This is a genomic window from Maribacter sp. HS (assembly GCF_048059195.1).
Lineage (GTDB): Bacteria > Bacteroidota > Bacteroidia > Flavobacteriales > Flavobacteriaceae > Maribacter > Maribacter dokdonensis.
In genome coordinates this window covers 686643-711976 of sequence record NZ_JAYLVV010000003.1, presented here as the reverse complement: position 1 = coordinate 711976, position 25334 = coordinate 686643, and the positions used below count along the sequence as shown (strand labels likewise).

The window sequence follows — 25334 nt, the reverse complement described above, 5'->3', positions numbered from 1 at the left end:
TTAAAAGGTTAAATTGGGTATAATTTTACGTTTTTCATCTCCTGCTTTTGCCGGCGAATTCTATAAAATTGAACATTTCAAAAAGCCTATCGTAGACCCTATTGCCATATCTTTCATTTAATAAGTTTAAAGTTTCAACTACATCACCCTTGCAACCTTCTTTATAATTTACAATTCCATGTGTTAATTTTCCCCGAGCATAGCGCTGTTCTAAAATTTCTCTAATGATATTTGTATGACCAAAGTTATTGGCAATTCTTTCTGCAGTTATGTCATCAAACAAATTTATTCCGGCATTCATTTTTCGATAGAATTCAGCCTTGTCATTTGGTAAAGAACAAGACTCGTATTTCTGTACCACATCATTAGCACTAAAAAATTTAAAACCCCTTTGCCCAAATGACAATAATGCTTGTTCCATGGCCAACATAATTTGTGTTTTTCCTATACCGTAACCACCTATAATCAAGAGTCCTTTTTTAAAGCTAGGAACGTTCAACTCTGGTTTCAGACATGGATTTGAGAAAAACTGTTCATCCCGCAGAAAGTATTGAAATATTATGCTAACATTTTTTTTAGAGTCATCGTTATTTTCAAAGTCGGTGTTGGTTGAAAGTTTAAAGAAGTATCTAAATCGCTTCCATAATTCTTCCTTCATCAAATTTGGTTGTTTTAAAATAGACTCATTTGATGTTTTAAATGTGTTGATGGTAGGGTTAATTAAATCTCCAATTTTTACGTTATTTTCCGTCATTATTCTATCTATTATGTGAGGGAACAAAATCTGATTTACTTTTTTTCGTGTCCCAGTTTTCCTCTTTATTTTTCCAACTTTTTAATCTATTCTCGATTTCAAAATATTTTGAATCTTCCCATTTCATTTTAAAAGTTTTTTGGCTAGTCTCAGACCAATAATTGAAAAAGTCATTTAAAATTTTATTTGAATATTGGGAGCGTTTAAAAACCTCGTTTTTAAAATCCTCCTTGCGCCTCTTTATTGTTTCTTTATTTTTTTCATTACTATTCTTTCCTTCTTTAGTTGTTGTTAATAGCTTGTTACTTTTGTGTTGGTTATCTGTTACTTTGATGTTAGTTGGTGTGTTGGTCGGAGTATACTTATCCTGCATTATATCATATTCTACAAGGGTTATGTGAGTATATTTACCTGTTGGTTTTACTGTTATGTATCCACTAGTTTTTAGTTTTTTTAATGCCGTTCTTATATTTTGAATAGATAGGTTAAGCTTATCCGCAAGCCCTTTTTGTGATGTAATAAACTCACCACGTCTTACAAGCGTACCTCTAAACTTTTTATCCGTATAATTAGCGTGTAGTATCAAATGAATGTAAAGACGGAAGGTGTTGGAGTCTTGATACCATTCCCATTCAGCAATTTCTCTGGGTAGTTTAATAAAGCCTTTCATATTATTCTTGCTTTATTAATTTGTTGAAGATGTCGCTCTTTTTATAGTAGACACGATTACCTAAACGGTAAGAAGGTAAAATACCGTTCTTTCTCCAATTCCATAGGGCCTGTTTCGAGCATTTAAGAAACTTAAGAGTTTCTTCTACAGTTAGTAATTGCTCTTCTTCCTCTTTTTCTTGAGATAATTTTTTTAATATCCTTTCCACGGAACTATCCACCTTAGCAATATACTGCTCGTGTAATTCAGTTGGACTTATTGGATATATGTATACTGGTTTTGACTCCATCTTATTCTATTTGATAGAGTAAAACTAGCTGCAATAAGTAGTTTTTAAAGTCCTGTAGCTTCCCGGGATTTACTCGAATATTTTAGAATTTGGGATTTCAAAGCCCTTATCCATAAAATTTTGTTTTAACTTTTCATGTTTTTCGTCGTCAGAATTACTGTATCTAACTATGGAGTCAAATTTAGCGCCTCGGTCAATTATAAAAGAACTTTGAATCTGTCGAGTAATTTCAGAAGGATATGGATCACCACTTTGTTTTAGAGGCATTTCAATATATCCTTGATTTGCCAATTCTCTAATAATCATAGCTAAATGGCTAGGCTTGCCAATCCATTTTAGTTTATTTAACTCAAGAGCTATTTCTCCTTCCTTGATCGATTGAGGTGTATTTTCAAGAATCAATTTTCTTTTTTTGAGATTAGATTCTAGATTTTTACTGACAGTTAATGCTTTTAAAACCTGTATATCAAATAGTTTATTCTTAATTGTTCCATCAGTTTCTACAAAGCCATATTCACGTTCTATCTCTTCATTATAGCCAAGAAACATACCATTTCCACCTATGGAAGCTGTAGAGATTATTAAGTCTATATCTGGAATTACTTTATACTCAATCACTTTTATTAACCTTTCAGGATTTTTACTATTTCCAAACTGAAAATTCAAAAAATCATCAAGTTCCATTATATCTATATCGAATAAAACGGTTCTAAGAAAATAATTATAGTATAGTTCTTTGTCTAATTTTGGTTCAAAAAATGAGTAGTTGTTAAGTAGGTAAGGATTCGCTGGTTCATCTGATTCTTGCCTTTTATTTAAAGGAATTTCATCTATGGCAAATATGTCGTTGTACATGTATTTAAGTATGAATATTTATTAATTTAATTTGAAGAATGCAGAGTCTGCTATTTTAACCGCTCTTTCTTGTGGTGTAACCTTTATATATTTGTAAAACTCCTTTTCGGTAGTATGACCACTAATTGCCATAATATCTATTACAGGCATTTTACTCAAGTAAGCATTCGTACAAAAAGATCTACGAGCTGTATGGGTTCCTATTAAAGTATGTTTTACTTGAGTTTCAGGTTTTTTTATTCCACCCTTGGTTTTAATTGAGGTTACATTTTCATTTATCTTAGCTTTGGCAGCCACTTTTCTGATGTTTTCATTTAATTGTAATTCCGGCATTTTAGCAGGTGCTTCTCCATTATATCTTTTTTCAAATATGGTTTTTAAATTTGGATGAACTGGAATGTATATTGTTTTCGAAGTTTTCTTTTGAGTAATTTCAAAAACTTCCTTTCCTTCAAAAATTCTTATGTCTTTTTTACCAAGACCATTAAAGTCAGAAACACGTTGACCGGTATAGTACCCGATTAAGAATAAATCTCTAGCCTGCTCCAAAGACTTGTTTTTTGAAAGGTCAAGGTTTTCTATTTTGTTAATCTCATCTGCTGTTAGGTAAATTGCCGTAGTATTTTCTGAGACTCTTCTAAATTCTCTATGCTTATAGGCTAAATTAGTATTAATGCCGTCTTCGGTAGCTCTGTTCATGAGGGCGATTATATTTTTGATATGCTTTCCTATGGTATTTAAAGACATATTCTTCCCCTCTAAGTAATTAACGAATGAATAATAAAATTCTAGGTCTATAGTGTTGAATTCTACCTTGCGCCCATAGGCTTTAGAATACTCTCTAATCTTTTTTAATGTTTGCTTATATGCTCTTATCGTTATCAAACTGAGACTACCGGTGGAGGTTATACCAAGCTGTCTTGTCTTTTGTTCAACAAATTGATTCCCAAATTCAAGAAATTCAATTTTTTCTGATGATTCACTGGTATCTTTCTTATTGATAATATTGTAGAAAAGCTCTTTTAAAACACCTCTATCGTATTTATCATCTTTACCTTGTAGCTTGGTAACTCCTTTAAGAAATGAAGATTCAATTTCTGATAACGCAGAATTTACTATTTCTCTATTAGCAATATGAGAAACAGATCGTATCTTTTGTTTTTTTGGGTCCCAGTATTTTGGTAAGGTTTTGAAACCAGTGGAAAATTTAAGGCGGTTTGCTCTTCCAAAACTATAGCTAAATAGAATAGATGTTTCCTTTAGGGACTTTGGATTTTTCAGTATGAATCTTACAGTGCCAGACGTGGTGGCTATATTTTTATCCATTCAAGATTATTTAAAAAGGGACAACATTGGGGACAACATATGCTTTAATTATTGTTATTTCAAATATAACTATTTTATCTAAAGTGTTTGTAATAGTCAATAAATATAAGGGTTATCGAGTAATTTCAAGTAACATCAGGTAACATAGATTAAAGTAAAAAACAGTCCAGGTGGGACCACATATAAAACTCCTTTAAAATCACTAGATTTAAAGGAGTTTTTTTATTTCCAACCATGTCTTCACATACTTACATTCTATACAGCACAACACTTAACAAATTCTATATTGGTGCGTGTCATGAAGATTTAGACCAACGTATTGAAAATCACAACGCAGGTGCTTATGGTTCAAAAAGCTTTACCTCGAATACAAATGATTGGGTCTTATTCTTGAAGTTTGATTGTGATGATTATGCCCATGCAATTCGCCTAGAACGAAAAATAAAATCAATGAGGAGCGGTGTTTACATTCGGAACTTGAATACATATGCCGAGCTACGAGACAAGATATTTAATGAAACCAAGAGCAGCTGACGCTCCCGATAGCTATCGGGACAGGTGGTCAACTTTTGGAAAGGTGGGACCACATATAAAACTCCATTAAATCAAATGATCTAATGGAGTTTTTTCATTTATGGACAAATCACAAACATAAATTACACTTAGAGCTACTACTAATAGGTGCATTGTTTCGGTTCTTGTTGAGAAGAATTGTTGAAATAAAGTGATTTTAACAATATCAATCTTCCCACATGTAAGTAGATTTTATCTTTGGATAAACCATTTCCTCAAAAACACCCCCATCAAATCACGAACTCTGAAATTAACATTTCTTTTAACATAATCTTTGTTTGTAAGATTTACGCAACTCTTTTCTATTTCTTAATTTCCTAGTTCAAACAAACTAATTCAAAAAATGACTACAAAAAACTCATGGTACAAGGCGGCATTGCTGACCCTTGTACTGGCCATTTCGTGTATGCCCATGACCATGGCGCAAACCGTACCTTCACCTGAAGACGTTTTTGGTTTTAAAGTCGGTGCCGATTATAAATTGGCAGACTACAGCCAAATTGAAGACTATCTTTCTAAACTAGACGCTTCATCTAATCGTGTCAAAAAAGTAGAAATTGGAACTACGGTACTAGGTAGAAAAATGTACATTCTGTTTATTTCTAGTGAGGAAAACCTAAAAGATTTAGATAAATGGAAAGACATTAGTACAAAACTTGCCCGTGTTCAGGTTTCTGACGAAGAAGCCATGAAATTATCTGAGGAAGGAAAAGCTGTAGTTTGGATAGACGGCGGTATGCACTCTACTGAGTTGGCACACGGACAAATGACATCTGAGTTTGCATATACCTTGGCTACTGCAGAAACTACCGAGATTAAAAAAATTAGGGACAATGTGATTACCATATTAATGCCGGTAATGAATCCTGATGGGTTGGATATTGTTGTAGACTGGTACAAGAAGAATTTGGGTACGGCATATGAGACATCAAGACCTCCAATTTTATATCACTACTACATGGGGCATGATAATAATAGGGATTGGTTTATGAATACCATGCCAGAAACCTATAACGTAACTAAGATTTTGTACAATGAATGGTATCCACAGATAGTATATAACCACCATCAATCTTCACCATCTTGGACAAAAATATCTTTACCACCATATGCAGATCCTGTAAACCCAAGAATACATCCAGCAATCACTGCCGGTGTAAGTGAAGTAGGCTCTGCAATGACCAAAAGGTTTTCATTGGAGAATATGCCAGGTGCCATTGCCGATAATTTTTATACCATGTTCTGGAACGGCGGTGGGCGTACCGTGCCTTACTATCACAATATGATCGGTATTTTAACTGAAGTTGGTCATACGAGTCCGACGCCGCGATTTTACGATCCTGAAAAATTACCTAAAACCGTTGCCGGTGGCACACCAACAGATGGTACCGATATTATGTATCCAGACCCTTGGAAAGGTGGCGAATCTCATTTTCGAGATGCCGTAGACTATATGCTGACCGCAACTTGGGCAACTCTGGATTTAGCAGCTGATCGTAAGAGCAACTACTTGTACAATATCTATAAAATGGGAGCTTCGACAATTGAGAAATCAAAAGAGGAAGGTCCGTTCGCATATGTAATAGCAAAAGAGCAGTGGGATGCTTTTGAATCTGTAAACCTGGTAAACGTATTGTTAAAAGGCGGAATTGAAATTGAAAAAGCCACTAAGAATTTTGAGATCAACGGAAAAAAATATGAGAAAGGTTCGTATGTAATTTACACTGCACAAGCCTTTAGACCGTATTTAATGGATTTGATGGAAAAGCAGAATTACCCAACGCGTTTTCAATATCCAGGTGGTCCACCGGACACTCCTTATGATCTAGCCGGTTGGACATTGCCCATGCAAATGGGTATTGCAGTAGATAAAATTGCAGAACCGTTCAAGGTAAGTACAGAAAAAGTGCTTGTATCTGCACCGTATTATGAAGGTGGTGTAAAGGGGAATGCTTCCTTTGGATATCTATTAAGTGCCAATAGTAATGCATCTGTTGCTGTGACCAATAAAGTATTAAAAGCAGGCGGGACGGCACATAAAACCAAAGCAGCGTTTAAATCGGGTAAAACTGAGTATCCTGCTGGGTCATATATTGTTTCGGGTGGTAGTGCATCTATAGATGACTTAGCGGCAGAATATGGTTTAGAAGTTGTTGGGTTATCTGCCGAACCAAAAGTGGAAATGACCAAGGTACATACGCCAAAAGTAGGATTGTATAAATCTTGGGTTTCCAATATGGATGAAGGGTGGACACGCTTTATCATGGATGAATATTCGTTCGAGACCGATACGCTTCACGATACAGACATACAAACAAAAGATTTGTCGCAGTATGATGTACTGATCATACCATCACAACGCGCAAAATCAATTTTACATGGTAACTCACCATTAAAAATGCCAGAGAAGTTTACAGGTGGTATCGGTTTAGAAGGTTCGCTTGCCTTGAGCAAATATGTAGAAAATGGCGGGACTTTAATGGCTTTTGATGCTGCCAGTAATTATGTGATAGAGCAATTTGGTTTACCCCTAAAAGACGCTACCGAAGACACAGATAGCAAAGAATTTTTTATACCAGGTTCATTGATCAAGACAGGTATAGATACCACGCATCCGTTGGCATTTGGTATGCAAGATACCGTTGCTGTTTCCTTCAATAAAAGTCGTGCCTTTGTTATTGATAAGCAAAGTAAAAAAGGCGAAGGTGGTACAGAAGATATAAAAGATGCACCTGCTCCAGAAGTTGAGGTAATTGCCACCTATGCGGAGAAAGACCTTTTAATGAGTGGCTGGGCAATGGGCGAGAAAAAGTACATTGCTAAAAAACCAGCTATGGTCAAAGCAACATACGGTAAGGGTTCTGTTGTGTTGTTCGCATTTAGGCCACAATTTAGAGCACAACCAAGAGGTACCTATAAACTAATATTCAATACTATTTTTGAAGGAGCCGCAGAATAGTATTAAGTATATGAATTAACATAGGATAAAGTGATATAATCTTTCAATAACAGAAAGGTTAAGTACCAAAAATGCCCATCGAATTTCGGTGGGCATTTTTTATTTAATTTTTTTTTGAATCAAAATATTCCTACAAACACCGTGGTAGTTGACCTTGTTAAATTATTACGGATTTCCGTAATAAATCCATTACAATATTTTTAAAAGCTAATGGTTAAGTATAGACCTAACAATAAATAAAATCAAAATTTAAGCATGAGATCAATTAAAAACTTATTATTATTTTCATCTGTTGCAATCCTTAACTTTAGTTGTGATGATTCTACCTCAGACGAGTTTGAAGAAGTAAACGGTAAAGTAGAAACAAAGCTAATAAGCTCAATAGATGTGGCGTCTGCCGAAAATTCAGATGATAGCAGCAGTATTATATTTTCTTATAATAGCGAGCTACAGTTGAATTCTATTTTTGATGGAACAGAAACCACTAATTTCATTTACGAAGATGGAAATTTAGCCAATGTTTCCGGTAATGTAGACAATGGTAATGTAGAAGAATTATACGAATCACCGTATGATGCTTTTGAAACTGGCCAAGTTGAGGAATATGATGAAAATGGCAATCCATCAGTGATCAAGTTTATAGAATATGACTATGATTACATGACCGGTGAAGAAGAAGTAGTGTATTACACCGCTGAAATCTCTTATGATGATAAGCCAAACCCATTTTATAAAACTGCAGAAGCAGCAGGTTTGATCGATGTTATGGATCAAATTAGATTAAATTTTGCGGCAGCACCACAAGCAGAAGAAATTGTAAGGGCCAAAGCATTGTTCCCAAACAACAATCCGTCACAAGTACTATATAAAAATGAGGAAGGTGAAATAGAGTACACCATCAACATGTCATATACTTATGACGGTGATTACCCTACAACTGCAACGGTTTCAACAGTATCTGAGCATTCAGATGAGAATGAAACTTACGTAACCACATTTTCTTATATAGGTGAATAAATAAAATAAATTGGATAAATTAAAAAGCAGCCGATAAGGCTGCTTTTTTTGTTTTTATAATTATTGGGACTAAAATCACATAGAATTTATATCCAATTTTTGTATTTCCTAATTAAATGTTAAATTGAGGCTGCCCTTAATATTAGTATACTAAAGTTCCCCCAGAATCTATTAGTGTTGCTCTTTATTAATGGGCTTTTTTTACCCTTTGATTGCACAAAAACTTTTTAGCATAATCTTTTCACCTTTACCTCAATAAAGAAAATGCTGCTAGAAGTAAATATAGCAGAGGTTTAGCATTGACAATTCATTGGCGTAATAAATAATTTTTCAATTAACTTTAATAGGTATATGTGTTGGGTAAGGTATTTCAATTCCCAAATTCAAAAGAATATTCCTAAATTTAGGCAAACACTAAAATAAATGTATTTGTAAACAATGGCAAAAATTGAAATTAAAGGTTCCCCCGAAGAGCTAGAAAGAGTAGCCACTTTCTTGGCAAACAATAACGTAAAATTTGATATTGTCAATGATTACGGAAACCACTCTTTAGAAGATTTAGATAAGTATGCGCATTTAAAATCAAGGTTCTCTGACCCAGTGCCAGAAAATTAGGATAAGATATGAAAGGCTTACAACAAATTAAATCTGAAATAGATCAGCTGGCGAACAATAGCAATAAGACCGAGTTAGAAGTGGTTGATGCTCTACATAAATACTACTTCAATAAAGCCGTTACGGCAGAAATAAAACACTACAAAAAGAAAACTAAAAAGGTGGCGCAAATTACCAAAGACCTTAAAATAAGTCATCGTAGGTTTTATAAAATATTGGAAGATAAAAAAGTAGAGTTTACCAAATACAACAAGTCTAAGGACGATGTTGAAGAATAGCGGTTATACCTAAATCATGGACTTGCCAAAAAAGAAATGAAATGACCAAAGAAGCCTTAGCTAAATTAAGTACCCAAGAACTGCTTAAAAAGCATACAGCAGCCAAAACTATGGTATGGCTCTTGGCAATTGTATTGTTCGGAATTTTACTCTTTTTGATCTACGTATCTATACAAGATGGCTTAACTCCGTTATTGGCAGTTCCGTTTGCATTGTCGGCAATTATTCCATTGAATGTAAAGCATATGAATACCTTTAAAAAGGAATTGGATTCCAGATTGTAAAACACCTCAGAGCAAGCCCATGAGGCATTCAAAGGAAACAAACTATTAAATTCGAGGCAAGCCTCGGGATATTATACCCTTTGGCGGTGCCAATAAATAAAGTAATATGAGAAAAGCAATTTTTATTATTGGTATGGTTATAGCAATAATTGAAATAGCCTATAGCTTTGTTAGCAACAGTGAAACAGGTCAGTTTTTTGGAATTGACATGAATATCTGGATTTTCCGTTTAATTTGGGTTGCCCTATTTGGTGTGGTATTTAACGGGTATCTTAAGGAAAGCAAGAATGGATAACTCCTTAAGAATTTGTACAAATTTAACCTAATTATAGTTTAATCTGACGCAAAGAGGTAATTACGTTTAACTGTTAGCAAACACTATGTTTTTCGACTCACACCCATATGAAAAAGAGGAAGTTCAAAATTAGTGATGTCATATTTGTGGGGTTTATTGTTTTACTATTAATACCACAGACCAGAACACCTATTCAAGTAGCGGTCAATAAACTAAAAGTAGCGGTTTGGTCGCCCAGTTTAGAAGACGCCAATGACCAAGATCAAGTGGCGCCATTTCAATACGCGGTTACAGATTTGCAAGGCGCTTCAAGAAATATTGCCGTTGGTGAAGGCAAGGTTACCTTCATTAGTTATTGGGCAACTTGGTGTCCGCCCTGTATTGCAGAATTACCAGGAATTCAAGAGTTGTATAAAGACTACGGGGACAAAGTCAATTTTATACTATTGACCCAAGAAGAACCAGAAAAAGTGGAGCGGTTTGTTCGTAAGAAAGGTTATGAGCTACCTATCTATTTTCCACAAATGCAGACTCCGGCAATTTTACAAGAAAACAGTATACCTACCAATTATGTAATTGATGCTCAAGGTACCATCATCATTAAGGAGACCGGAGCAGCGGATTGGAACAGTTCTAAAGTGAGAAATTTGCTGAATGAGTTGATGGCAAAGTAATAGTTTAAAATAAAAAAAGCCGAAAACTGAATTCCGGCCTTTCCCACATTTCCCAATCAAAGAAACATCAATCAATCATTTCACTAAGTACTTTTCCATCTTCATTGAAAACAACGTCCTTTTCGTTGTTCCATCCTTTTTCAAGTTCTACTTCATATGTTGAACTTCCGTTTACCGTAGTTTTTTCAATGGAATCTACTTTATACCCGGCATAGCTTCCGCTTATGGCCGTTTTAATCGTTTGTGGTAATTCCGCCTCGGTCAATTCTTGTTCCGTTCTCGTAGTAGTACCATCTGTAGCGTACCATATTTCATGTTCATTTCTATTCATATCGAATTCTACTTTATAAGACTGTCCGTCCATTTCCCACTCCACATCGGTAGCCTGAGGAAAATTTTTCTGAAAATTCTGTTTTAAATTTGAAGGTACATTATCAGGGTTCATATCCTGTGCAAATATTGAGAATGCACCAAGTAATGTAAAACCTGCAGTTATTAAATTTCTATTCTTCATGATCAGATAATTTTTAAATTCAGTTCAAAGAAAAGGACCAAATCTAGAAGAAATTGGGAATGGAATTGATGTGCTCAATTTTAACAACTATTTAGTACTGCAACATTATTCCCATATCTTTCTAGAATTCTTTTATATTATTGATGCAAATAATGATGCCATGAAAATTCTAATTATAGAAGATGAACCCCAAATGCTACAGAATATGCGCCAAACGTTACAGCGTGAACAGTATACTGTAGAAACGGCTTCTAATTATGAAACGGCAAAATCTAAAATTGGCATTTACGATTATGATTGTATTTTGTTGGATATCACCTTGCCCGATGGTAACGGACTGGAGTTGTTAAAACTTGTAAAACAACTTGGCAAAGATGATGGTGTAATCATTGTTTCGGCAAAAGATTCTTTAGATGATCGTATTAAGGGCCTTAATTTAGGAGCGGATGATTATTTGCCAAAACCCTTCCATATGGCCGAGTTACATGCACGTGTAAACGCCATAGTTCGTCGAAGAACTTTTGACGGTAATAAATTTATAGAAATCGGTAATGTAAACATTGATCCAGACAGTAGAAGCGTACATATCAATGAAAATGAAGTAGTACTTAACAGAAAGGAATATGATGTACTATGGTATATGGTAGCTAATAAAACAAGGCTGGTGACCAAGACCGCATTGGCAGAACATGTTTGGGGCGATCATATTGACCAAACCGATAGTTTCGACTTCATTTATTCGCAAATAAAGAATTTACGTAAAAAGCTGTCAGACGCAGCTGCCACAATTGAAATTGAGGCGGTTTATGGTGTGGGTTACAAATTACTGGTCTTATAAGCAGCAGGTACTATGAAACTTCTAAACCACACCACAAAATATTTTGCCTTACTACTCATAGTTCTCATTTCCGTTTGGGCGGTTATCTTCTATTTTGCTATGATAGATGAGGTGTACGACAGTTTAGATGATGGCTTGGAAAACCAAAAAGAACTAATTATTGATGCGGTAAAAATAGATCCCAGTTTATTGCAGGATACGGAGTTTGGGGTAAACAACTATACCATTAAAAAGGTAGCTCCAGTTAGTCACGACATCAATAAGGATAGTTATCGCGATACTTTAATGTACATGCAGAATGAAGATGAGTTTGAGCCCATTAGAATGCTTGAAAGTACTTTTGTGCAAGATGACACCTATTATAAGATCAAGCTTATAACGTCAATGGTGGAAGAAGATGATCAAATAGAGAACCTGTTTACTTATTTGGTGGGGCTGTATTTGGCGTTGGTATTGAGTATTGTGGTCCTTAATAATTTGGTCTTGAAAAAGGTGTGGAAACCTTTCTATTCCTTAATTGATAAATTAAAAGGATTTAGAATTGAAAAAGACGAACCTATCCAACAAGAGCCCACGGATATAGATGAGTTTAACCTACTGAACCAAAGTGTAGAAAAGTTAACCAAGAAGTCTCGCGATAGTTATATTGCACAAAAGGAGTTCATTGAAAATGCCGCACATGAGTTACAGACCCCGTTGGCCATTGCAATGAATAAACTAGAACTTCTATTGGAGAAAAATGAACTTACAGGGCATCAGACCCAAGAAATAGGAGGAGTTCTTGATAACCTCACCCGTTTAACACGCCTGAACAAGTCGCTATTATTACTGTCTAAAATAGATAACCGTCAGTATTTGGAAGAGGAGGATATTGATTTTAATGCACTTATAGAGAAAGTCGCGGCAGATTTTTTAGATTTTGCCACCCATAAGAACATGCAGGTCAATGTAATATCTAATGCCAAAATCCGGTATACCATGAATACCGATTTGGCAATTATAATGGTCACCAACCTTATTAAAAATGCCATAATCCATGGCGAAGAAGGTAAGGAAATAGCCATTGTAATTGATGAAAATAGTGTAACCATCAAAAATTATGGTAAAGAGAAAGCATTGGATTCCGGCGAATTATTTTCACGATTTAAAAAGGTTTCTACAGATAGTCGTTCTACAGGGTTGGGTCTTGCCATTAGTAAAGCTATAGCTGATAAATACAACCTACAATTAAAGTATAGCTATAGCCGGCAACACCATTTTAGGATTCTATTTAAGGTAAAGGGTTAAGGTTTTTATAAAAAACGGATCAAAGCGCATTAGTTCCTATTTCTTTACAGATTTGAAGGCTATTTTTATATAAATAGTTTTAAATAAAGGAATTATGACAACTAAGAATGCAACATTGAATATGGCAAAAGTAAAATTTTGGACCATTACAGCCATCGTTTTAGGTATGGGTTTCCTTTTTATGAACTTTAGAGATTGGTTACCCTATGATAGTGCTAATAAGGCAGTATATGAAATTTCAGAAAGATGGGAGTTGCCGGCAGAATTACGGGAAGTTTCAGGTATTTCATGGGTAAGTGAACATCAAATAGCTGCAATACAAGATGAAGACGGTATTATTTATATCTATGATCTTGAGCAGAGAAAAGTAGTAGAGGAAATTGAATTTGGCAACGCAGGTGATTATGAAGGCCTTGCCGTAAAAGGAAACAATGCCTATGCGCTTGAAAGTGATGGTACAATAACCATTATTGAGAATTTTCAACATAAGGATAGAAAGGTTACCGAGTATAAAACCAGGTTTAATGAAAAGAACAACATGGAAAGTCTTTGGTTAGATTTATCCGCAAATCAACTATTGATGATCCCCAAAGACCGTGATATAGATGCTGATAATACAAAAGGTGTTTATGCCTTCTCATTAAGCGAGTTCACTATGGGTTATAATCCAGTAATGCAACTAGATATGGATGATGAGGTATTAAAACACTTTAGGGAGAAAAAGATTTATAAAAATTTTAGACCATCTGATATTGCAATTCATCCGCAAACAAAAGAAATATACATGCTAGAAGGGGCTAAACCCAAACTATTGATATTGGATAAAAACGGAGTGGCAAAGAATGGGTATAGTTTAAGTAAGAAAGTATTTCCGCAACCAGAAGGCATTACTTTTAGCCCAGATGGAGACCTGTATATCTCAAGTGAAGGGAAAAAAGATGGTGTGGGCACCATCACAAAATTAAAATTATTGCTTTAATTATATGCCAAACAAAGAAGCCGATACATCTAAAAGTAAACTGCCGTTATATATCTCTATAGGTATTTTGGTGGCGTTGGTAATAGCTTATTTTGTAGTGCCCAGTGTACAAGATTTTTTAAATGAAGCATGGTCTGTTTTAACAAGTGATAATGAAGAGCGCATTCAGCAATGGGTATCTGGTTTTGGATGGTTTGGTCCGGTAGTACTGGTGTTGGCCATGGTAGCCCAACTGTTTCTTTTGGTAGTGCCCAGTATTTTGCTAATGGTTGTTTCGGTATTGGCCTATGGTCCCGTTTGGGGCAGTGTAATCATCATTGTTTCCGTATTTGCCGCTTCTACGGTAGGTTACTTTATAGGTAGTTATTTTGGCGATGCATTCGTGAAGAAAATTATAGGAAAGAAATCTGAAAAAAAAGTAGCATCATTTTTAGATGACTATGGGTTTTGGGCCATAATTATTACCAGGTTGAATCCCTTTTTGTCAAATGATGCCATAAGTTTTGTTGGTGGAGTTCTAAGTATGGGGTACTGGAGGTTCATGGGGGCAACGTTGGCAGGTATATTGCCATTGACCATATTCATAGCCGTTTTTGGTAAAAATATAGACAACTTAAAAATGGGGTTGTTGTGGGGTTCATTAGTGAGCTTGCTGTGTTTTATAGCTTACGTTTGGTATGATAAAAAGAAAAAACCAAAAAGCAAGAAATTTAGCCAAGAGCATTCTTAATGTACCTAGCCATATAGTGTTTACGGTCCAGTGCTTTTTCCGCAAAATTAAAGAGACTAAGACAACGGTCTAAATTCTGATTTTCGTAGCTGACTTTGTAATATGTATTGTTGTTCAAATAGTCGGTCAACGCCCGTAAGCCATGAATAAAGGGCATAAATACAGCACCAAGCGGAAGACTTTCCTTTTCGGCTGATGATAAAATGGGTCCGTTAGATGCCAGTCCGTCTACGAAGGAAGTAAACAATGCTTCGTTAAATGTAATTAAGCTATGATCTTGCTCATCTTCGGCAGCAGTATTGACAATGGTTCTTATGGCATCACCAAAATCATAAAAGAAAAATCCCTGCATTATAGTGTCCAAATCAATTAGGCACAATGCTTTTTCAGATGTTTTTGAGAAGAGAATATTATTAAGCTTTGTATCATTATGGCAAACTCTAATGGGTAGGCTACCTGTATTCAAATGGGCAAGCTCGGTTATAAAATGCTGTGCCTTTTTGATATCTTTATCGGCAACATTAAGCTTTTCTTTGGTAGCATTTTGCAAGGCTTGTTCAAACTCATGTTTTCTGTGAGACAGCTTATGAAAATTTGGCAGCGTGTCTTCAATAAGAGTTGTATCAATATGTTGTAACAGTTGATGAAACTTACCAATAATACGACCTGCCTCAAATGCGGTAGTTGGGTGGGTAGTGGTATTATACGTAGTACTGTTGGGAATAAAGGTCATCATTCGCCAAAACTCATCGTTTTGAACAAGATAATTTTTGTCGCTTCTCGTTTTTAGAAAAGTTATTTGTTCATAGTCATCAGCATTTAGAATGGGCAATGTAAATTGAATATTTGCCATTAAAATACCGGCATTTTTAAATACCTGTGTGTTGATTTTCTGAAGGATATACTGCTCACCATTAACCCCTTTTACTAAATAAGTGTCATTGATAAGTCCGTTATTAAGCGGTGTCCACTGGGTAGAATTTCCGTTGAGGTTGAATTCAACCAGTATTTTTTTGATAGATGCCAAAGTCATTTATATGAAACAAGTTTAAGCATTTAAAGGTATAGAAAAAGGGGCTTTTGCGGTATAATAAATATACTTGTTTGATGATGAGGCGCGAATATTTAGTAAGAATATTCTTTAATTTATGCAGTTGGCCTAATAATAATACGATTTTGAAAATAAAGTAGTTAGTATCATAACCAATTATAATTCCCCCAAGAATGAACAAGATTAAAACCTGTTTAAAGGTGGCTGTATTATGTATTACTTCTACCTATGTACACGCCCAATGTGAAGTTTTTAAGAGTGAAATTAGCGATGTACAGCATTATATGCAGCAAGTGAGTCAGCTTTCAGATTCGCTCAGTACTTCTGCGGAAATTGCCGCTTTTGATGCTTCTTTGACCAAAGCAAGAAAGAACACCAAAACTGTAATGCTTTTAATGGGACAAGCGGTGAACGCTGCGGATGAGGCCGTAATTTTAGCATCTGAAGCGCAATACGATTCTGAAAGTTGCGGTTTGGCAGAAGCCATTAGCTATACCATAGATGCTGAAAAGCATGCTATAGATACGAGAGACTTTTCTGCAGAAGCTTTTGAAAATGTAAAGAGTGCCGCAAAAGCGCGTAACCTAGGAAATTTACAATATCATATGCGCATTGCGCAACGCTTAATAAAAGAGGCGCAAGAGTCTGCAGATGCTTCTGTTTACGCTGCGGATAATGCACATTACAGTTGTAGCCATGATCAGGATCACGCTAGTTTAGAGAAGTAATTTTACTTCTCTTTTTTGTTGACCAGCCCTTTGGTAAATTCATTTAGGGTTTCCACCTTTTCTTCAAAATCGCCCTTTATGGTTTTTCTAAATTCGTTGAGGTTTTTAACCAGGTCATCAATATTTTCCGGTATAACATCTTCAAAAAACTGTCGTAGCCTTTTGGCCGTGGTTGGGGATTTACCGTTTGTTGAAATCGCCACTTTCACATTCCCTTTGGTAACAATACCGCCCATGTAAAAATCACAGTATGGTGGGTTGTCCGCAACATTTACTAAAATTTGCCTTTCTCTACAATCATGATATACCTGTTCATTTACCGGTACGTTATCGGTAGTGGCAATGGCAATGTGTTTTCCTTTTAAAAATGATGCATCGTAAGTAGCATTGTGCATCTTAATATTGAATTTATTGGCAAGTTCAATGGTTTCGTCCCTAAACATAGGTGCCACCATTTCTACTTGTGCATTAGGGCTAGACTTTAGAAGAAAAGTGAGTTTCTCTAGAGCCACATTGCCACCGCCAATTATTAAGATATGCAGGTTAGATACTTTTAAAAATATGGGATATAGCTCATTCCGTTCCATATGAAATTTTGTTTTCTTCTGTTTTGTAATTGATAGTAACACGTGTGCCCCTACCTATTTCTGAATTTATAAAAAGGCGTCCGTTGATATAATCTATACGTTCTTTCATAAAGAAAAGCCCCATGCCACCCTCACTATTGTTCTTTGGCAATTGAGCCAATAAAGTGTCATCAAAACCTTTTCCATCATCGTCAATAACCACACTTAATATAGGATAAGAGTAATTTAAAGTAACCAAAATATAATTAGATTCGGCATACTTTATAGCATTGTTCACCGCTTCTTGTGTTACTCTATAAATGTTGGTTTCTGCCAAAGAATCAAATCTAATGTTGGCATCTGTCTTATTTTTGAAGAGAATGGTCTTACCGGTCAATTTAGACAGTTCGGCAGTCATTTTCTGTAATGCGGGAAAAATACCATGATCACCAAGTTCTGGTGGGGTAAGGTTAAAAGTAGCGGTTCTCACCCCTTTAATTAAATCTGATGTCAGTGCCTTTAAATAGGCGATTTTTTCTTTTGTCTTGGTCTTATCCTCAGTATCAATGGACTCAATATTGAACTTTAGAGCGGTCAACATTTGTCCAATACCATCATGAATATCTTTTGCAATACGTTTGCGTTCTTCTTCTTGTCCCTCTACGATTTGACTTGCCTGCAGTTTTTTCTGTTGCATACGCTCCTCAAAATTCTGCTGGGTCAATTCTTGTACTTTTAGCTGGTTTTCTTTTCGTTCTGTGATATCTGAACATAGAATTAAAATATCCTGTTCTAGAGTAGAATGGTGCATGGGAACAATAGACATGTCTAACCATATGGTTGCGCCTTTAGTGGTCACTACCTGCAACTCCTCTTTTCTAATGATATTTTTTCTGTTGATTTTTAGAACCTCTTTTAGATACGATTGCTGACCCTCTTCTACCGTTAGAATTTCTGAAATCGGCTTGTTTACCGGGGTGTTCGTGTGCCCTAATAGATCAAGAAATTTTTTACTGATGAATACAATGCTACCGTCTTTACGTATACTGGCAAAAAGGGCGGCATTGTCAATTACGAAATTCAGCTCTTGTAGTTCTTTTAGCGAGCGTTCTTTTTCGTCATATAGGCTTTGTATTCTATCTAATTGATTTTTAGATTCTTCATCCTTACCAATTAAATGGCCAATGGTATTTTTAATTTGGATGGATAAGGGCCTGAAAATAACAAAGATTTCGAGTAGAAGAATCAGTAGCGAAAAAGCAAGTAGCCAATATTCTTTTCGTTTTAATTTTTGAAGCTGTTCGTTACTACGTGCATCATACTCATTAACAATTTGGTCCATGAGGTTTAAAAACTGCCGCTCATTATTTAATAAGGTGTCTAAATCTGCTTGCTCTACCGGTGCATTAATATTTTGTTGATGGGTGAATAGTACATGTTCTATGGCATGGACCATGGCATTATGATGCGGATCAAGTTTTTTGAACAATGATTGTACTTTGGGATCATCTTCATAAGGTAGGTTAAAGGAGGCATCACCTAAATGAAGGCCCATATGGGAAACTTTCCAAATTTCTAGGGTTTTTGCAATTTCTGAAAGCACTAATTTTTTCTCCTCAGGGTTGTTCAGTGCTTTTAATAGCAAAGTCTCTTTAGTCAATTTTTGACTAAAGGCACGTTGCCTACCCGCAATGTTTATAAGTTGAGAATCGCCAGATTGTGCCTTTAAATGTAGTTGAATAAGTACTTGGGCAATGATTACCGTAAGCGCAATAGCTGCCAATGCCAATAGGTACCATTTACGTATACGTATAAACGTAGCGGTGTCCAATGGTATGTTACGCTCGTTATGGTCCATAAAAAAGCAATCGTATATTAAACTAGGCGTTTAGGGCCTTGGTAATTAAGTCTAAAGAGAATTTAGAAAGGGGAAGTTTTAGAGCTGCTTCTTGACCCTTGGTTGACATTTTTCTCCATGTTTTTTGAAGAATATCAATAGTTTTGTCCTCTGGGTGTTTATGGGCAAAGTGTTCAAAATAAAACTCTAAAAAGACCAAACAAATAACATCTTCCAAAGTTTGGGTTTCTTCGTTTTTCTTTAGTTGTTTTTTTTGTAAAAGAAATTTGACATTGTCAATGGTTTCCTTGTCATAGCCTATATCTTCTAAAATAGAAGCGGCTTTTGTGGCATGGAACTTTTTTAACTCTTGTCTCCATCTCAAATACCCTTCGCGGTTCATCTCGTAAGATTCTCTAGGAATTTCCCATCTACAGATATGTTGACATCTTGCGGTTAGGCGTAATGCTTCAGATGCATTGGGGTCAAAGGCATTTAGTCTTTCTGTCATGCGTATACCGTACAAAACTTCTTTTGGGTAGGTAGTACCTTCAAAAACTTCGGTATTTGGATCTTGCTTATTGGCTTCGTCAAATTGTTGAAATGCTAGTAGTAATTTATCTGTGGTCGCCATAAGTCTTTTATTTACTCAAAGCTATTCAGAAAAGCCAACATACACAAAGTCCGACTCTATTTTTACAGGATATGTAGCAATGGGGTCTAAAGTCCCGTTTAAATTTTCTCCGGTTTTTAAGGAAAATGTATTCTTGTGAAGTGGGCAGGCCACTTTAGCTTCCATATTTTCTTCACCGATCATACCTCTGGAAAGAACCATTTCCATTTTATGAGGACAAAGATTTTGACAAGCGTACCAAGTACCTTCTCTTGTAAAATTGAATACGGCGATCTGTTTGTCCTTATATTTTATACAAGCTCCGCCATTCTTAGGAAATTTGGAAATTGGCGCGGCCTTGAACCAAACCTTAACATCACTGGCAGCTACACTTGCATACGTATTCAAAACAGATAAAGACATAATTTCGTTTTTTTGATTTTTAATAATTTTCTACACTTAGATGATTGCAATAATGGTTTATAAATAACCAACAACTGTCAACCATCAACCGTTACGCCCACTCCTTTGGCATTTTTTGTTCTCTTAAAGACACAAATTCAATATTGTTATCCGTTTCTTCAGAATTTACAAAGTGTGTATAGCGCTCTCTTATTTCTGGAGTTTCTACCGCTTCTTTCCATTCACATACATAAGAATCTACCAAGGCTTGCATTTCAGCATCCAATTCATCAACAATGCCCAAAGAGTCGTTGACAACAACGTTTTGTAAATAGGTAATACCACCTTCTAATTTCTCTAACCAAGGTGCGGTTCTTTGTAAAGGTTGTGCTGTTTTTATGTAGAACATTATAAAACGATCTACGTATTTGATGGCGGTTTCCTTGTCAACTTTTTCAGCAAGTAAAAGGGCATGTTTAGGCGTAGCACCACCATTACCACCTACATAAACGTTCCAACCACCTTCAACGGCAATGAATCCGAAGTCTTTGCCCCTTGCTTCTGCACATTCACGAATACAACCCGAAACGCCACCTTTAAATTTATGAGGAGATCGTATGCCTTTGTACCGGTGTTCTATTTCAATAGCGAAACTTACGCTTTCATCCATACCATAGCGGCACCATGTAGATCCCACACAACTTTTCACCGTACGTAAAGATTTTCCATAAGCTTGGCCCGTTTCAAATCCTTCGGCAATCAATTCTTCCCAAATAGGAGGTAATTCGTGTAGTTTTGCTCCAAACATATCTATGCGCTGGCCACCGGTAATTTTGGTGTAGAGGTCATATTTTTGAGCTATTCTTCCAATTGCCATTAATTGTTTAGGTGTAATCTCTCCGCCAGCAACCCTTGGTACAACAGAGTAGGTACCGTTACGTTGTATATTGGCCAAATAACGGTCATTACTATCCTGTATGGTTTCTTGCCTGTTGGCGGTTTCATTATATAGACTAGCAAATATTGCGGCAACTGCCGGCTTACATACCTCGCAACCATGCCCGGTACCTACTTCATCTAATAGGGTATCATAATCAGTAATTCCCTTTAATTTGGCAAGATCAAAAAGCTCTTGGCGGGAATAATCAAAATGTTCGCACAAGCGCTCTTTTACCGTTTTCCCTAAAGTCTTTAAGCTCTCCTTGATTAAATCTGCCACCATAGGTTTACACCCGCCACAACCTGTTGTTGCCTTTGTGGCTTTGGCTACATCTTTCATGGTTTCATTGCTATCTTCTAATACAGAACAGCAAACTTGGCCTTTGGTAACCGCTTCACAAGAACAAATAACTGCGGTATCGGGCAGGTCCATGGCACTACCAAAAGCAGAGCCGCCTTCACCTCTAGAACCAACGATTAGTTCTTCAGCGTTATCGGGCAGTGGCATATTGTTCAAGTACATTTGGTGTAAAATGCTATAATCTTCGGCATCACCCACCATAATTCCCCCTAAAAGGGTTTTACCGTCATGGCTTACGTTTATTCTTTTATAGATACCCTTTGTTTTGTTCTCGTAGATAATGGAAAGTCCCTTTTCCGCAGGCATGTAAGGAATACCGAAACTGGCAACATCAACACCTATTAATTTCAGTTTGGTAGACATATCTATTTCCGGTTTCATGACAACCTCGTTTTGATCAAGAATTTGATTTACGGCCACCTCGGCCATTTCATAGCCCGGTGCCACTAAACCGTAGATCATTTGGTTGTATAGCGCTACTTCACCAATGGCAAATATAGTTGGGTCAGAGGTTTGCATTTTATCGTTGACCACAATACCGCCTCGCACGCCCATTTCTAGATTACAGGTTTTGCCCAATTCATCTCTTGGACGTATACCGGCGGAAATGACCAACATATCTACATCTAGTTTATCATCTTCGCCAAAGTCCATACCTGTAATGGCGCCGTTGCCCATAATACTATTGGTAGCTTTTCCTGTATGTATGGCAATACCTATGGATTCCAATGTTAATTGTAGTACGTTACTACTTCTGGAATCTAGTTGTCTAGGCATTAATTTTGGAGCAAATTCAACCACATGCGGTTCTAGCCCCATGTCCATGACAGCTTTTCCTGCCTCTAGACCAAGTAGTCCGCCACCAAGAATAGCCGCTTTACTGTTAGGTTTAGTTTTTTTAATTTCTTCGGCATATGCTAGCATTGCCTCTAGGTCTTCTATGGTTCTATAAACAAAGACACCTTTTTTCTCTACGCCTTGTATTGGAGGAACAAATGGAGCAGAACCCGTAGCCAATACCAGGTAGTCATATTTAAATTCTTTTTCACTGGCGGTAGTAATGGTCTTTTTACTTCTGTGAATATCGGTGACCCTTTCATTGACCACTAATTCTATATCATTATCCGCGTACCATTCCAAGGGCGCCATTTCTAGAGCTTTGGCATCTCTATTTTCAAAGAATTCGCTTAAGTGAACCCTATCATAGGCTGCGCGTGGTTCTTCACCAAAAACAATTAGTTTAAAATGTTTACTTTCTTCCCTTGCGGCAAATTTTTCACAGAATTTGTATCCTACCATTCCGTTACCGACAACAATTATTGTTTTCATACCCATATTGTTTAGCTACTTAGCAATATTACGTATAAATACGTATATAAATACTGATTTTATGAAAATAATTACGTATTCTTGTTGAAGAATCGATAATTAATAATGCTAAATACTATGAAGATGGAATTAGAAAAAACGGCAAAAGTAAGTTTAGTAGGTGCGGGTCCAGGAGCTAAAGACCTAATAACTATAAGGGGTTTGAGGGTTTTGAACCAAGCCGATATTATTTTGTACGATGCATTGATCAGTGATGATCTATTATCTGAAATACGTACTGATATACCTAAGATATTTACGGGTAAAAGATGTGGTCAACATTCGCATTCCCAAGATGAAATCAATGAATTAATAGTAAAATATGCCTTTGAATACGGTCATGTGGTACGTTTAAAAGGTGGTGATCCTTTTGTGTTTGGCAGGGCAAATGAAGAAATAGAATATGTAGAGTCATTTGGCATACCTGTTAGTGTAGTTCCTGGAATTTCCAGTGCTATAGCTGTACCATCTAGTCAAGGTATACCGATGACCAAAAGAGGAATAAGTAGTAGTTTTTGGGTGATGACGGCAACAAAAAGAGATGGTACGTTTTCGCAAGATTTGCAATATGCAGCAAAATCTTCTGCCACTATGGTTGTTTTAATGGGCATTAGAAAACTTAATGAAATAGTGAAAGAAGTTAGTAAATATAGGGGTTCAATGACGCCTATTGCGGTAATTCAAAACGGAACTACCCAACATGAAAAATGTTATGTAGCTACTTTAGATACATTGAACAATAGTATAGGGGAGGTTGATGTTACCAAACCGGGCATTATTGTCATTGGAGACGTGGTAGCTGATCATCCATCATTTTTTGAAGAAGAAGTACAGCGTATTCTACACCATGCTATTTAATCAAATAAAGGAGATTTCACCTTTATAGTAGTCTAATAAAAGGTAAACGGCAAGGCATTTTAGTGGTAGAAATTACACTATTTCAATTTTTTTGAGCATTTAATTTAGAATCGAATAATTGTAACAGGCTCATTTCCTTAATTCCTCAAAAATACGTAGTAATTTAAAATTATATTAAAAACTACGTATAATTACGTATTATTTATAGTAGGTTTGTATGCATTCAATAACGCAATCTGCTATATTATGGAAAATCAATCTAAAAAGTCCACCACCTTAAATTTAACGAATATAAAGAGTTTACCCATTCGTACTTTTTGGATAACTTCAATTGCATTTTTCATTTGCTTTTTTGCATGGTTCGGTATTGTACCCTTCATGCCAGATGTTGTTAAAGATTTAGGGTTGACTCCAGATCAAAAATGGAACTCAATAATATTGGCGGTTACAGGAACCGTTTTCGCTAGACTATTAATAGGAAAGCTTTGTGATAAATATGGTCCTAGGTTATGTTATACCTATTTATTGATACTAGGTGCCATTCCCGTAATTCTTATCGGTTTTGTGCAAACGCCGCTTCAATTTTTAATTTGCAGATTGTTTATTGGTTTTATAGGTGCTTCATTCGTAATCACCCAGTTTCATACATCTATCATGTTTGCACCCAATATTGTTGGTACCGCAAATGCAACTTCTGCCGGATGGGGTAATTTGGGTGGTGGTGCCAACCGTTTAGGTATGCCATTAATCGCTGCTGCAGTGGTAAGCTTTGGGGTTGCCGATGAAATTGCATGGAGATATTCAATGATCATTGCAGGTATCATTGCTATGCTAATGGGACTTGTATATTATTTCTTTACCCAAGACACACCAGAAGGTAATTTTAAGGAATTAAAGGAGGCAGGTAAAATGCCGAAGCTAAAAAAAGATGAGGAATCGTTTTTAAGTGTTTTAAAAGATTATAGGGTGTGGATTCTTTTCATTGTATACGCAGCATCTTTTGGAATGGAACTTACGGTGTATGGTACCATGGATGATTATTTGCAAAACACGTTTGGGTTAACACGGTCCACTGCGGGTAACTTGGTACTTTCTTTTGCCCTGATGAATATATTTGCCCGAACCTTGGGCGGCTTTTTCGGAGATCGTTTCGGTAGATTAAAAGGCTTGCGCGGTAGGGTACTTTTCTTAACGGTCATATTGGCTTTAGAAGGAGTTATGCTCTCCGTTTTTTCAATGGCAACAAGCTTTGCCATGGGAATTGTATTTTTAATTGCCTTTAGTTTAACGGTACAAATGGCAGAAGGGGCAACGTTTTCGGTAGTGCCTTTTATAAATAAAAAAGCTATTGGTTCTATCTCTGGTATTGTTGGTGCAGGTGGTAATGTAGGTGCTTTTTTGGCGGCATTATTATTAAAATCAAAATCCGCTTTGGCAGAAACCAATGCCTTGGCTGCTAACGCTAATTTAGGTGAAGAAGCAATGAAGGCCGCTCAATCTGCTGCGGCATCGGGGGCTGTTTCAAGTGGGTATTTACTTATAGGTGGCTTTGTTATAGTCACGGCACTTGTTACGCTGGCCATTAAATTCTCCGTCGAAGATGAAAAACTAGTTAAGGAAGAATTACAAAAGGCAGATAAGTCCGTTATCAATTTATCGCCAAGTAGTATCTAA

The 25334-nt window shown here is 36.1% G+C and carries 27 protein-coding genes; 15 read left to right on the top strand and 12 right to left on the bottom strand.

The genetic code is table 11. The features are described 5' to 3' along the window. Positions 1-34 precede the first annotated feature (34 nt). The 5 genes from VBZ51_RS08285 to VBZ51_RS08265 form a co-directional block, all read right to left on the bottom strand. Positions 35-754, bottom strand: a complete 720-nt coding sequence (locus VBZ51_RS08285; protein ID WP_416576611.1) for a hypothetical protein — start codon at positions 752-754, stop codon at positions 35-37. Between the two features lie 4 nt (positions 755-758). Continuing rightward, entirely contained in the window at positions 759-1424 is a 666-nt protein-coding gene (locus VBZ51_RS08280; protein WP_416576610.1) for a helix-turn-helix domain-containing protein, read from the bottom strand. Between the two features lies 1 nt (position 1425). Further along, positions 1426-1713, bottom strand: coding sequence for a helix-turn-helix domain-containing protein (locus tag VBZ51_RS08275; RefSeq protein ID WP_416576609.1), 288 nt, complete (start codon positions 1711-1713; stop codon positions 1426-1428). 69 nt (positions 1714-1782) lie between these two features. Beyond that, positions 1783-2568 carry a hypothetical protein gene (locus VBZ51_RS08270; RefSeq protein WP_416576608.1) on the bottom strand — a complete coding sequence of 262 codons (786 nt, stop codon included), beginning with the start codon at positions 2566-2568 and terminating at the stop codon, positions 1783-1785. Between the two features lie 21 nt (positions 2569-2589). Next, a complete protein-coding gene (locus VBZ51_RS08265; protein WP_416576607.1) occupies positions 2590-3894 on the bottom strand; it encodes a tyrosine-type recombinase/integrase in 1305 nt (434 codons plus the stop codon). Positions 3895-4128: 234 nt separating this feature from the next. Between VBZ51_RS08265 and VBZ51_RS08260 the strand changes: the two genes are divergently transcribed. From VBZ51_RS08260 to VBZ51_RS08225, 8 genes are all read left to right on the top strand, one after another. Further along, positions 4129-4428, top strand: a complete 300-nt coding sequence (locus tag VBZ51_RS08260; protein WP_058104615.1) for a GIY-YIG nuclease family protein — start codon at positions 4129-4131, stop codon at positions 4426-4428. Between the two features lie 382 nt (positions 4429-4810). Beyond that, positions 4811-7426 carry a M14 family metallopeptidase gene (locus tag VBZ51_RS08255; protein ID WP_058104616.1) on the top strand — a complete coding sequence of 872 codons (2616 nt, stop codon included), beginning with the start codon at positions 4811-4813 and terminating at the stop codon, positions 7424-7426. A gap of 255 nt (positions 7427-7681) precedes the next feature. After that, a complete protein-coding gene (locus tag VBZ51_RS08250; protein ID WP_058104617.1) occupies positions 7682-8443 on the top strand; it encodes a hypothetical protein in 762 nt (253 codons plus the stop codon). 438 nt (positions 8444-8881) lie between these two features. Then, entirely contained in the window at positions 8882-9058 is a 177-nt protein-coding gene (locus VBZ51_RS08245) for a hypothetical protein (protein WP_156894545.1), read from the top strand. 8 nt (positions 9059-9066) lie between these two features. Continuing rightward, positions 9067-9336, top strand: coding sequence for a hypothetical protein (locus VBZ51_RS08240; RefSeq protein ID WP_058104618.1), 270 nt, complete (start codon positions 9067-9069; stop codon positions 9334-9336). A 41-nt stretch (positions 9337-9377) separates the two neighbouring features. Further along, positions 9378-9620 carry a hypothetical protein gene (locus tag VBZ51_RS08235; protein WP_058104619.1) on the top strand — a complete coding sequence of 81 codons (243 nt, stop codon included), beginning with the start codon at positions 9378-9380 and terminating at the stop codon, positions 9618-9620. 106 nt (positions 9621-9726) lie between these two features. Beyond that, positions 9727-9915 carry a hypothetical protein gene (locus VBZ51_RS08230; RefSeq protein WP_058104620.1) on the top strand — a complete coding sequence of 63 codons (189 nt, stop codon included), beginning with the start codon at positions 9727-9729 and terminating at the stop codon, positions 9913-9915. 107 nt (positions 9916-10022) lie between these two features. Further along, a complete protein-coding gene (locus VBZ51_RS08225; RefSeq protein WP_058104621.1) occupies positions 10023-10589 on the top strand; it encodes a TlpA family protein disulfide reductase in 567 nt (188 codons plus the stop codon). Positions 10590-10656: 67 nt separating this feature from the next. On the opposite strand, the gene VBZ51_RS08220 is transcribed toward VBZ51_RS08225, so the two are convergent. Further along, positions 10657-11103, bottom strand: coding sequence for a PepSY-like domain-containing protein (locus VBZ51_RS08220; RefSeq protein WP_416576606.1), 447 nt, complete (start codon positions 11101-11103; stop codon positions 10657-10659). A 160-nt stretch (positions 11104-11263) separates the two neighbouring features. Between VBZ51_RS08220 and VBZ51_RS08215 the strand changes: the two genes are divergently transcribed. From VBZ51_RS08215 to VBZ51_RS08200, 4 genes are all read left to right on the top strand, one after another. Beyond that, complete coding sequence (locus VBZ51_RS08215) at positions 11264-11941, top strand: response regulator transcription factor (RefSeq protein WP_416576605.1); 678 nt, start codon at positions 11264-11266, stop codon at positions 11939-11941. Positions 11942-11953: 12 nt separating this feature from the next. Continuing rightward, on the top strand, positions 11954-13228 hold the full coding sequence (locus tag VBZ51_RS08210) for a histidine kinase dimerization/phospho-acceptor domain-containing protein (protein ID WP_416576604.1): 1275 nt from the start codon (positions 11954-11956) through the stop codon (positions 13226-13228). Between the two features lie 94 nt (positions 13229-13322). Then, the gene (locus tag VBZ51_RS08205) at positions 13323-14207 is read left to right on the top strand and encodes an SdiA-regulated domain-containing protein (protein ID WP_416576603.1); all 885 of its coding nucleotides are present in this window, start codon (positions 13323-13325) and stop codon (positions 14205-14207) included. A gap of 4 nt (positions 14208-14211) precedes the next feature. After that, on the top strand, positions 14212-14937 hold the full coding sequence (locus VBZ51_RS08200; protein WP_348361761.1) for a TVP38/TMEM64 family protein: 726 nt from the start codon (positions 14212-14214) through the stop codon (positions 14935-14937). On the opposite strand, the gene VBZ51_RS08195 is transcribed toward VBZ51_RS08200, so the two are convergent. Further along, positions 14918-15970: a phosphotransferase enzyme family protein gene (locus VBZ51_RS08195; protein WP_416576602.1), complete on the bottom strand. Its 1053-nt coding sequence runs from the start codon at positions 15968-15970 to the stop codon at positions 14918-14920. The two genes, VBZ51_RS08200 and VBZ51_RS08195, sit on opposite strands and share 20 nt — an antisense overlap. Before the next feature lie 191 nt (positions 15971-16161). On the opposite strand from VBZ51_RS08195, the gene VBZ51_RS08190 reads away from it, so the two are divergent. Further along, the gene (locus VBZ51_RS08190; protein ID WP_058104628.1) at positions 16162-16716 is read left to right on the top strand and encodes a hypothetical protein; all 555 of its coding nucleotides are present in this window, start codon (positions 16162-16164) and stop codon (positions 16714-16716) included. A 2-nt stretch (positions 16717-16718) separates the two neighbouring features. Here the strand turns inward: VBZ51_RS08190 and VBZ51_RS08185 are convergent, their stop codons facing one another. The 5 genes from VBZ51_RS08185 to nirB all read right to left on the bottom strand — a co-directional run bounded on the left by VBZ51_RS08185 (position 16719) and on the right by nirB (position 22763). Further along, positions 16719-17303 (bottom strand): precorrin-2 dehydrogenase/sirohydrochlorin ferrochelatase family protein, encoded by a 585-nt coding sequence (locus VBZ51_RS08185; protein ID WP_058104629.1) that lies wholly within the window; start codon positions 17301-17303, stop codon positions 16719-16721. After that, positions 17290-19140: an ATP-binding protein gene (locus VBZ51_RS08180; protein WP_416576601.1), complete on the bottom strand. Its 1851-nt coding sequence runs from the start codon at positions 19138-19140 to the stop codon at positions 17290-17292. Before VBZ51_RS08180 ends, VBZ51_RS08185 begins: the two co-directional genes overlap by 14 nt. 22 nt (positions 19141-19162) lie before the next feature. Beyond that, on the bottom strand, positions 19163-19753 hold the full coding sequence (locus VBZ51_RS08175; protein ID WP_416576600.1) for a DUF4202 domain-containing protein: 591 nt from the start codon (positions 19751-19753) through the stop codon (positions 19163-19165). A gap of 21 nt (positions 19754-19774) precedes the next feature. Beyond that, positions 19775-20155 carry a nitrite reductase small subunit NirD gene (nirD, locus tag VBZ51_RS08170; protein WP_058104632.1) on the bottom strand — a complete coding sequence of 127 codons (381 nt, stop codon included), beginning with the start codon at positions 20153-20155 and terminating at the stop codon, positions 19775-19777. A gap of 91 nt (positions 20156-20246) precedes the next feature. Beyond that, positions 20247-22763, bottom strand: a complete 2517-nt coding sequence (gene nirB / locus VBZ51_RS08165) for a nitrite reductase large subunit NirB (RefSeq protein WP_416576599.1) — start codon at positions 22761-22763, stop codon at positions 20247-20249. 123 nt (positions 22764-22886) lie between these two features. Here nirB and cobA point away from each other — a divergent pair, with 123 nt between their 5' ends. Next, on the top strand, positions 22887-23660 hold the full coding sequence (gene cobA, locus VBZ51_RS08160; protein ID WP_416576598.1) for a uroporphyrinogen-III C-methyltransferase: 774 nt from the start codon (positions 22887-22889) through the stop codon (positions 23658-23660). A gap of 246 nt (positions 23661-23906) precedes the next feature. Next, positions 23907-25334, top strand: a complete 1428-nt coding sequence (locus VBZ51_RS08155; protein ID WP_286814549.1) for a NarK family nitrate/nitrite MFS transporter — start codon at positions 23907-23909, stop codon at positions 25332-25334.

Coding starts and splice junctions, on each gene's coding strand:
- VBZ51_RS08250 (WP_058104617.1), top strand. CDS start 7,682: ATGAGATCAATTAAAAACTTATTATTATTTTCATCTGTTGCAATCCTT.
- VBZ51_RS08175 (WP_416576600.1), bottom strand. CDS start 19,753: ATGGCGACCACAGATAAATTACTACTAGCATTTCAACAATTTGACGAA.
- nirB (WP_416576599.1), bottom strand. CDS start 22,763: ATGAAAACAATAATTGTTGTCGGTAACGGAATGGTAGGATACAAATTC.
- VBZ51_RS08280 (WP_416576610.1), bottom strand. CDS start 1,424: ATGAAAGGCTTTATTAAACTACCCAGAGAAATTGCTGAATGGGAATGG.
- VBZ51_RS08270 (WP_416576608.1), bottom strand. CDS start 2,568: ATGTACAACGACATATTTGCCATAGATGAAATTCCTTTAAATAAAAGG.
- VBZ51_RS08220 (WP_416576606.1), bottom strand. CDS start 11,103: ATGAAGAATAGAAATTTAATAACTGCAGGTTTTACATTACTTGGTGCA.
- VBZ51_RS08185 (WP_058104629.1), bottom strand. CDS start 17,303: ATGGAACGGAATGAGCTATATCCCATATTTTTAAAAGTATCTAACCTG.
- VBZ51_RS08155 (WP_286814549.1), top strand. CDS start 23,907: ATGGAAAATCAATCTAAAAAGTCCACCACCTTAAATTTAACGAATATA.
- VBZ51_RS08180 (WP_416576601.1), bottom strand. CDS start 19,140: ATGGACCATAACGAGCGTAACATACCATTGGACACCGCTACGTTTATA.
- VBZ51_RS08240 (WP_058104618.1), top strand. CDS start 9,067: ATGAAAGGCTTACAACAAATTAAATCTGAAATAGATCAGCTGGCGAAC.
- VBZ51_RS08215 (WP_416576605.1), top strand. CDS start 11,264: ATGAAAATTCTAATTATAGAAGATGAACCCCAAATGCTACAGAATATG.
- VBZ51_RS08265 (WP_416576607.1), bottom strand. CDS start 3,894: ATGGATAAAAATATAGCCACCACGTCTGGCACTGTAAGATTCATACTG.
- VBZ51_RS08190 (WP_058104628.1), top strand. CDS start 16,162: ATGAACAAGATTAAAACCTGTTTAAAGGTGGCTGTATTATGTATTACT.
- VBZ51_RS08200 (WP_348361761.1), top strand. CDS start 14,212: ATGCCAAACAAAGAAGCCGATACATCTAAAAGTAAACTGCCGTTATAT.
- VBZ51_RS08260 (WP_058104615.1), top strand. CDS start 4,129: ATGTCTTCACATACTTACATTCTATACAGCACAACACTTAACAAATTC.
- VBZ51_RS08210 (WP_416576604.1), top strand. CDS start 11,954: ATGAAACTTCTAAACCACACCACAAAATATTTTGCCTTACTACTCATA.
- VBZ51_RS08275 (WP_416576609.1), bottom strand. CDS start 1,713: ATGGAGTCAAAACCAGTATACATATATCCAATAAGTCCAACTGAATTA.
- VBZ51_RS08255 (WP_058104616.1), top strand. CDS start 4,811: ATGACTACAAAAAACTCATGGTACAAGGCGGCATTGCTGACCCTTGTA.
- VBZ51_RS08245 (WP_156894545.1), top strand. CDS start 8,882: ATGGCAAAAATTGAAATTAAAGGTTCCCCCGAAGAGCTAGAAAGAGTA.
- cobA (WP_416576598.1), top strand. CDS start 22,887: ATGGAATTAGAAAAAACGGCAAAAGTAAGTTTAGTAGGTGCGGGTCCA.
- VBZ51_RS08230 (WP_058104620.1), top strand. CDS start 9,727: ATGAGAAAAGCAATTTTTATTATTGGTATGGTTATAGCAATAATTGAA.
- VBZ51_RS08205 (WP_416576603.1), top strand. CDS start 13,323: ATGACAACTAAGAATGCAACATTGAATATGGCAAAAGTAAAATTTTGG.
- VBZ51_RS08225 (WP_058104621.1), top strand. CDS start 10,023: ATGAAAAAGAGGAAGTTCAAAATTAGTGATGTCATATTTGTGGGGTTT.
- nirD (WP_058104632.1), bottom strand. CDS start 20,155: ATGTCTTTATCTGTTTTGAATACGTATGCAAGTGTAGCTGCCAGTGAT.
- VBZ51_RS08285 (WP_416576611.1), bottom strand. CDS start 754: ATGACGGAAAATAACGTAAAAATTGGAGATTTAATTAACCCTACCATC.
- VBZ51_RS08235 (WP_058104619.1), top strand. CDS start 9,378: ATGACCAAAGAAGCCTTAGCTAAATTAAGTACCCAAGAACTGCTTAAA.
- VBZ51_RS08195 (WP_416576602.1), bottom strand. CDS start 15,970: ATGACTTTGGCATCTATCAAAAAAATACTGGTTGAATTCAACCTCAAC.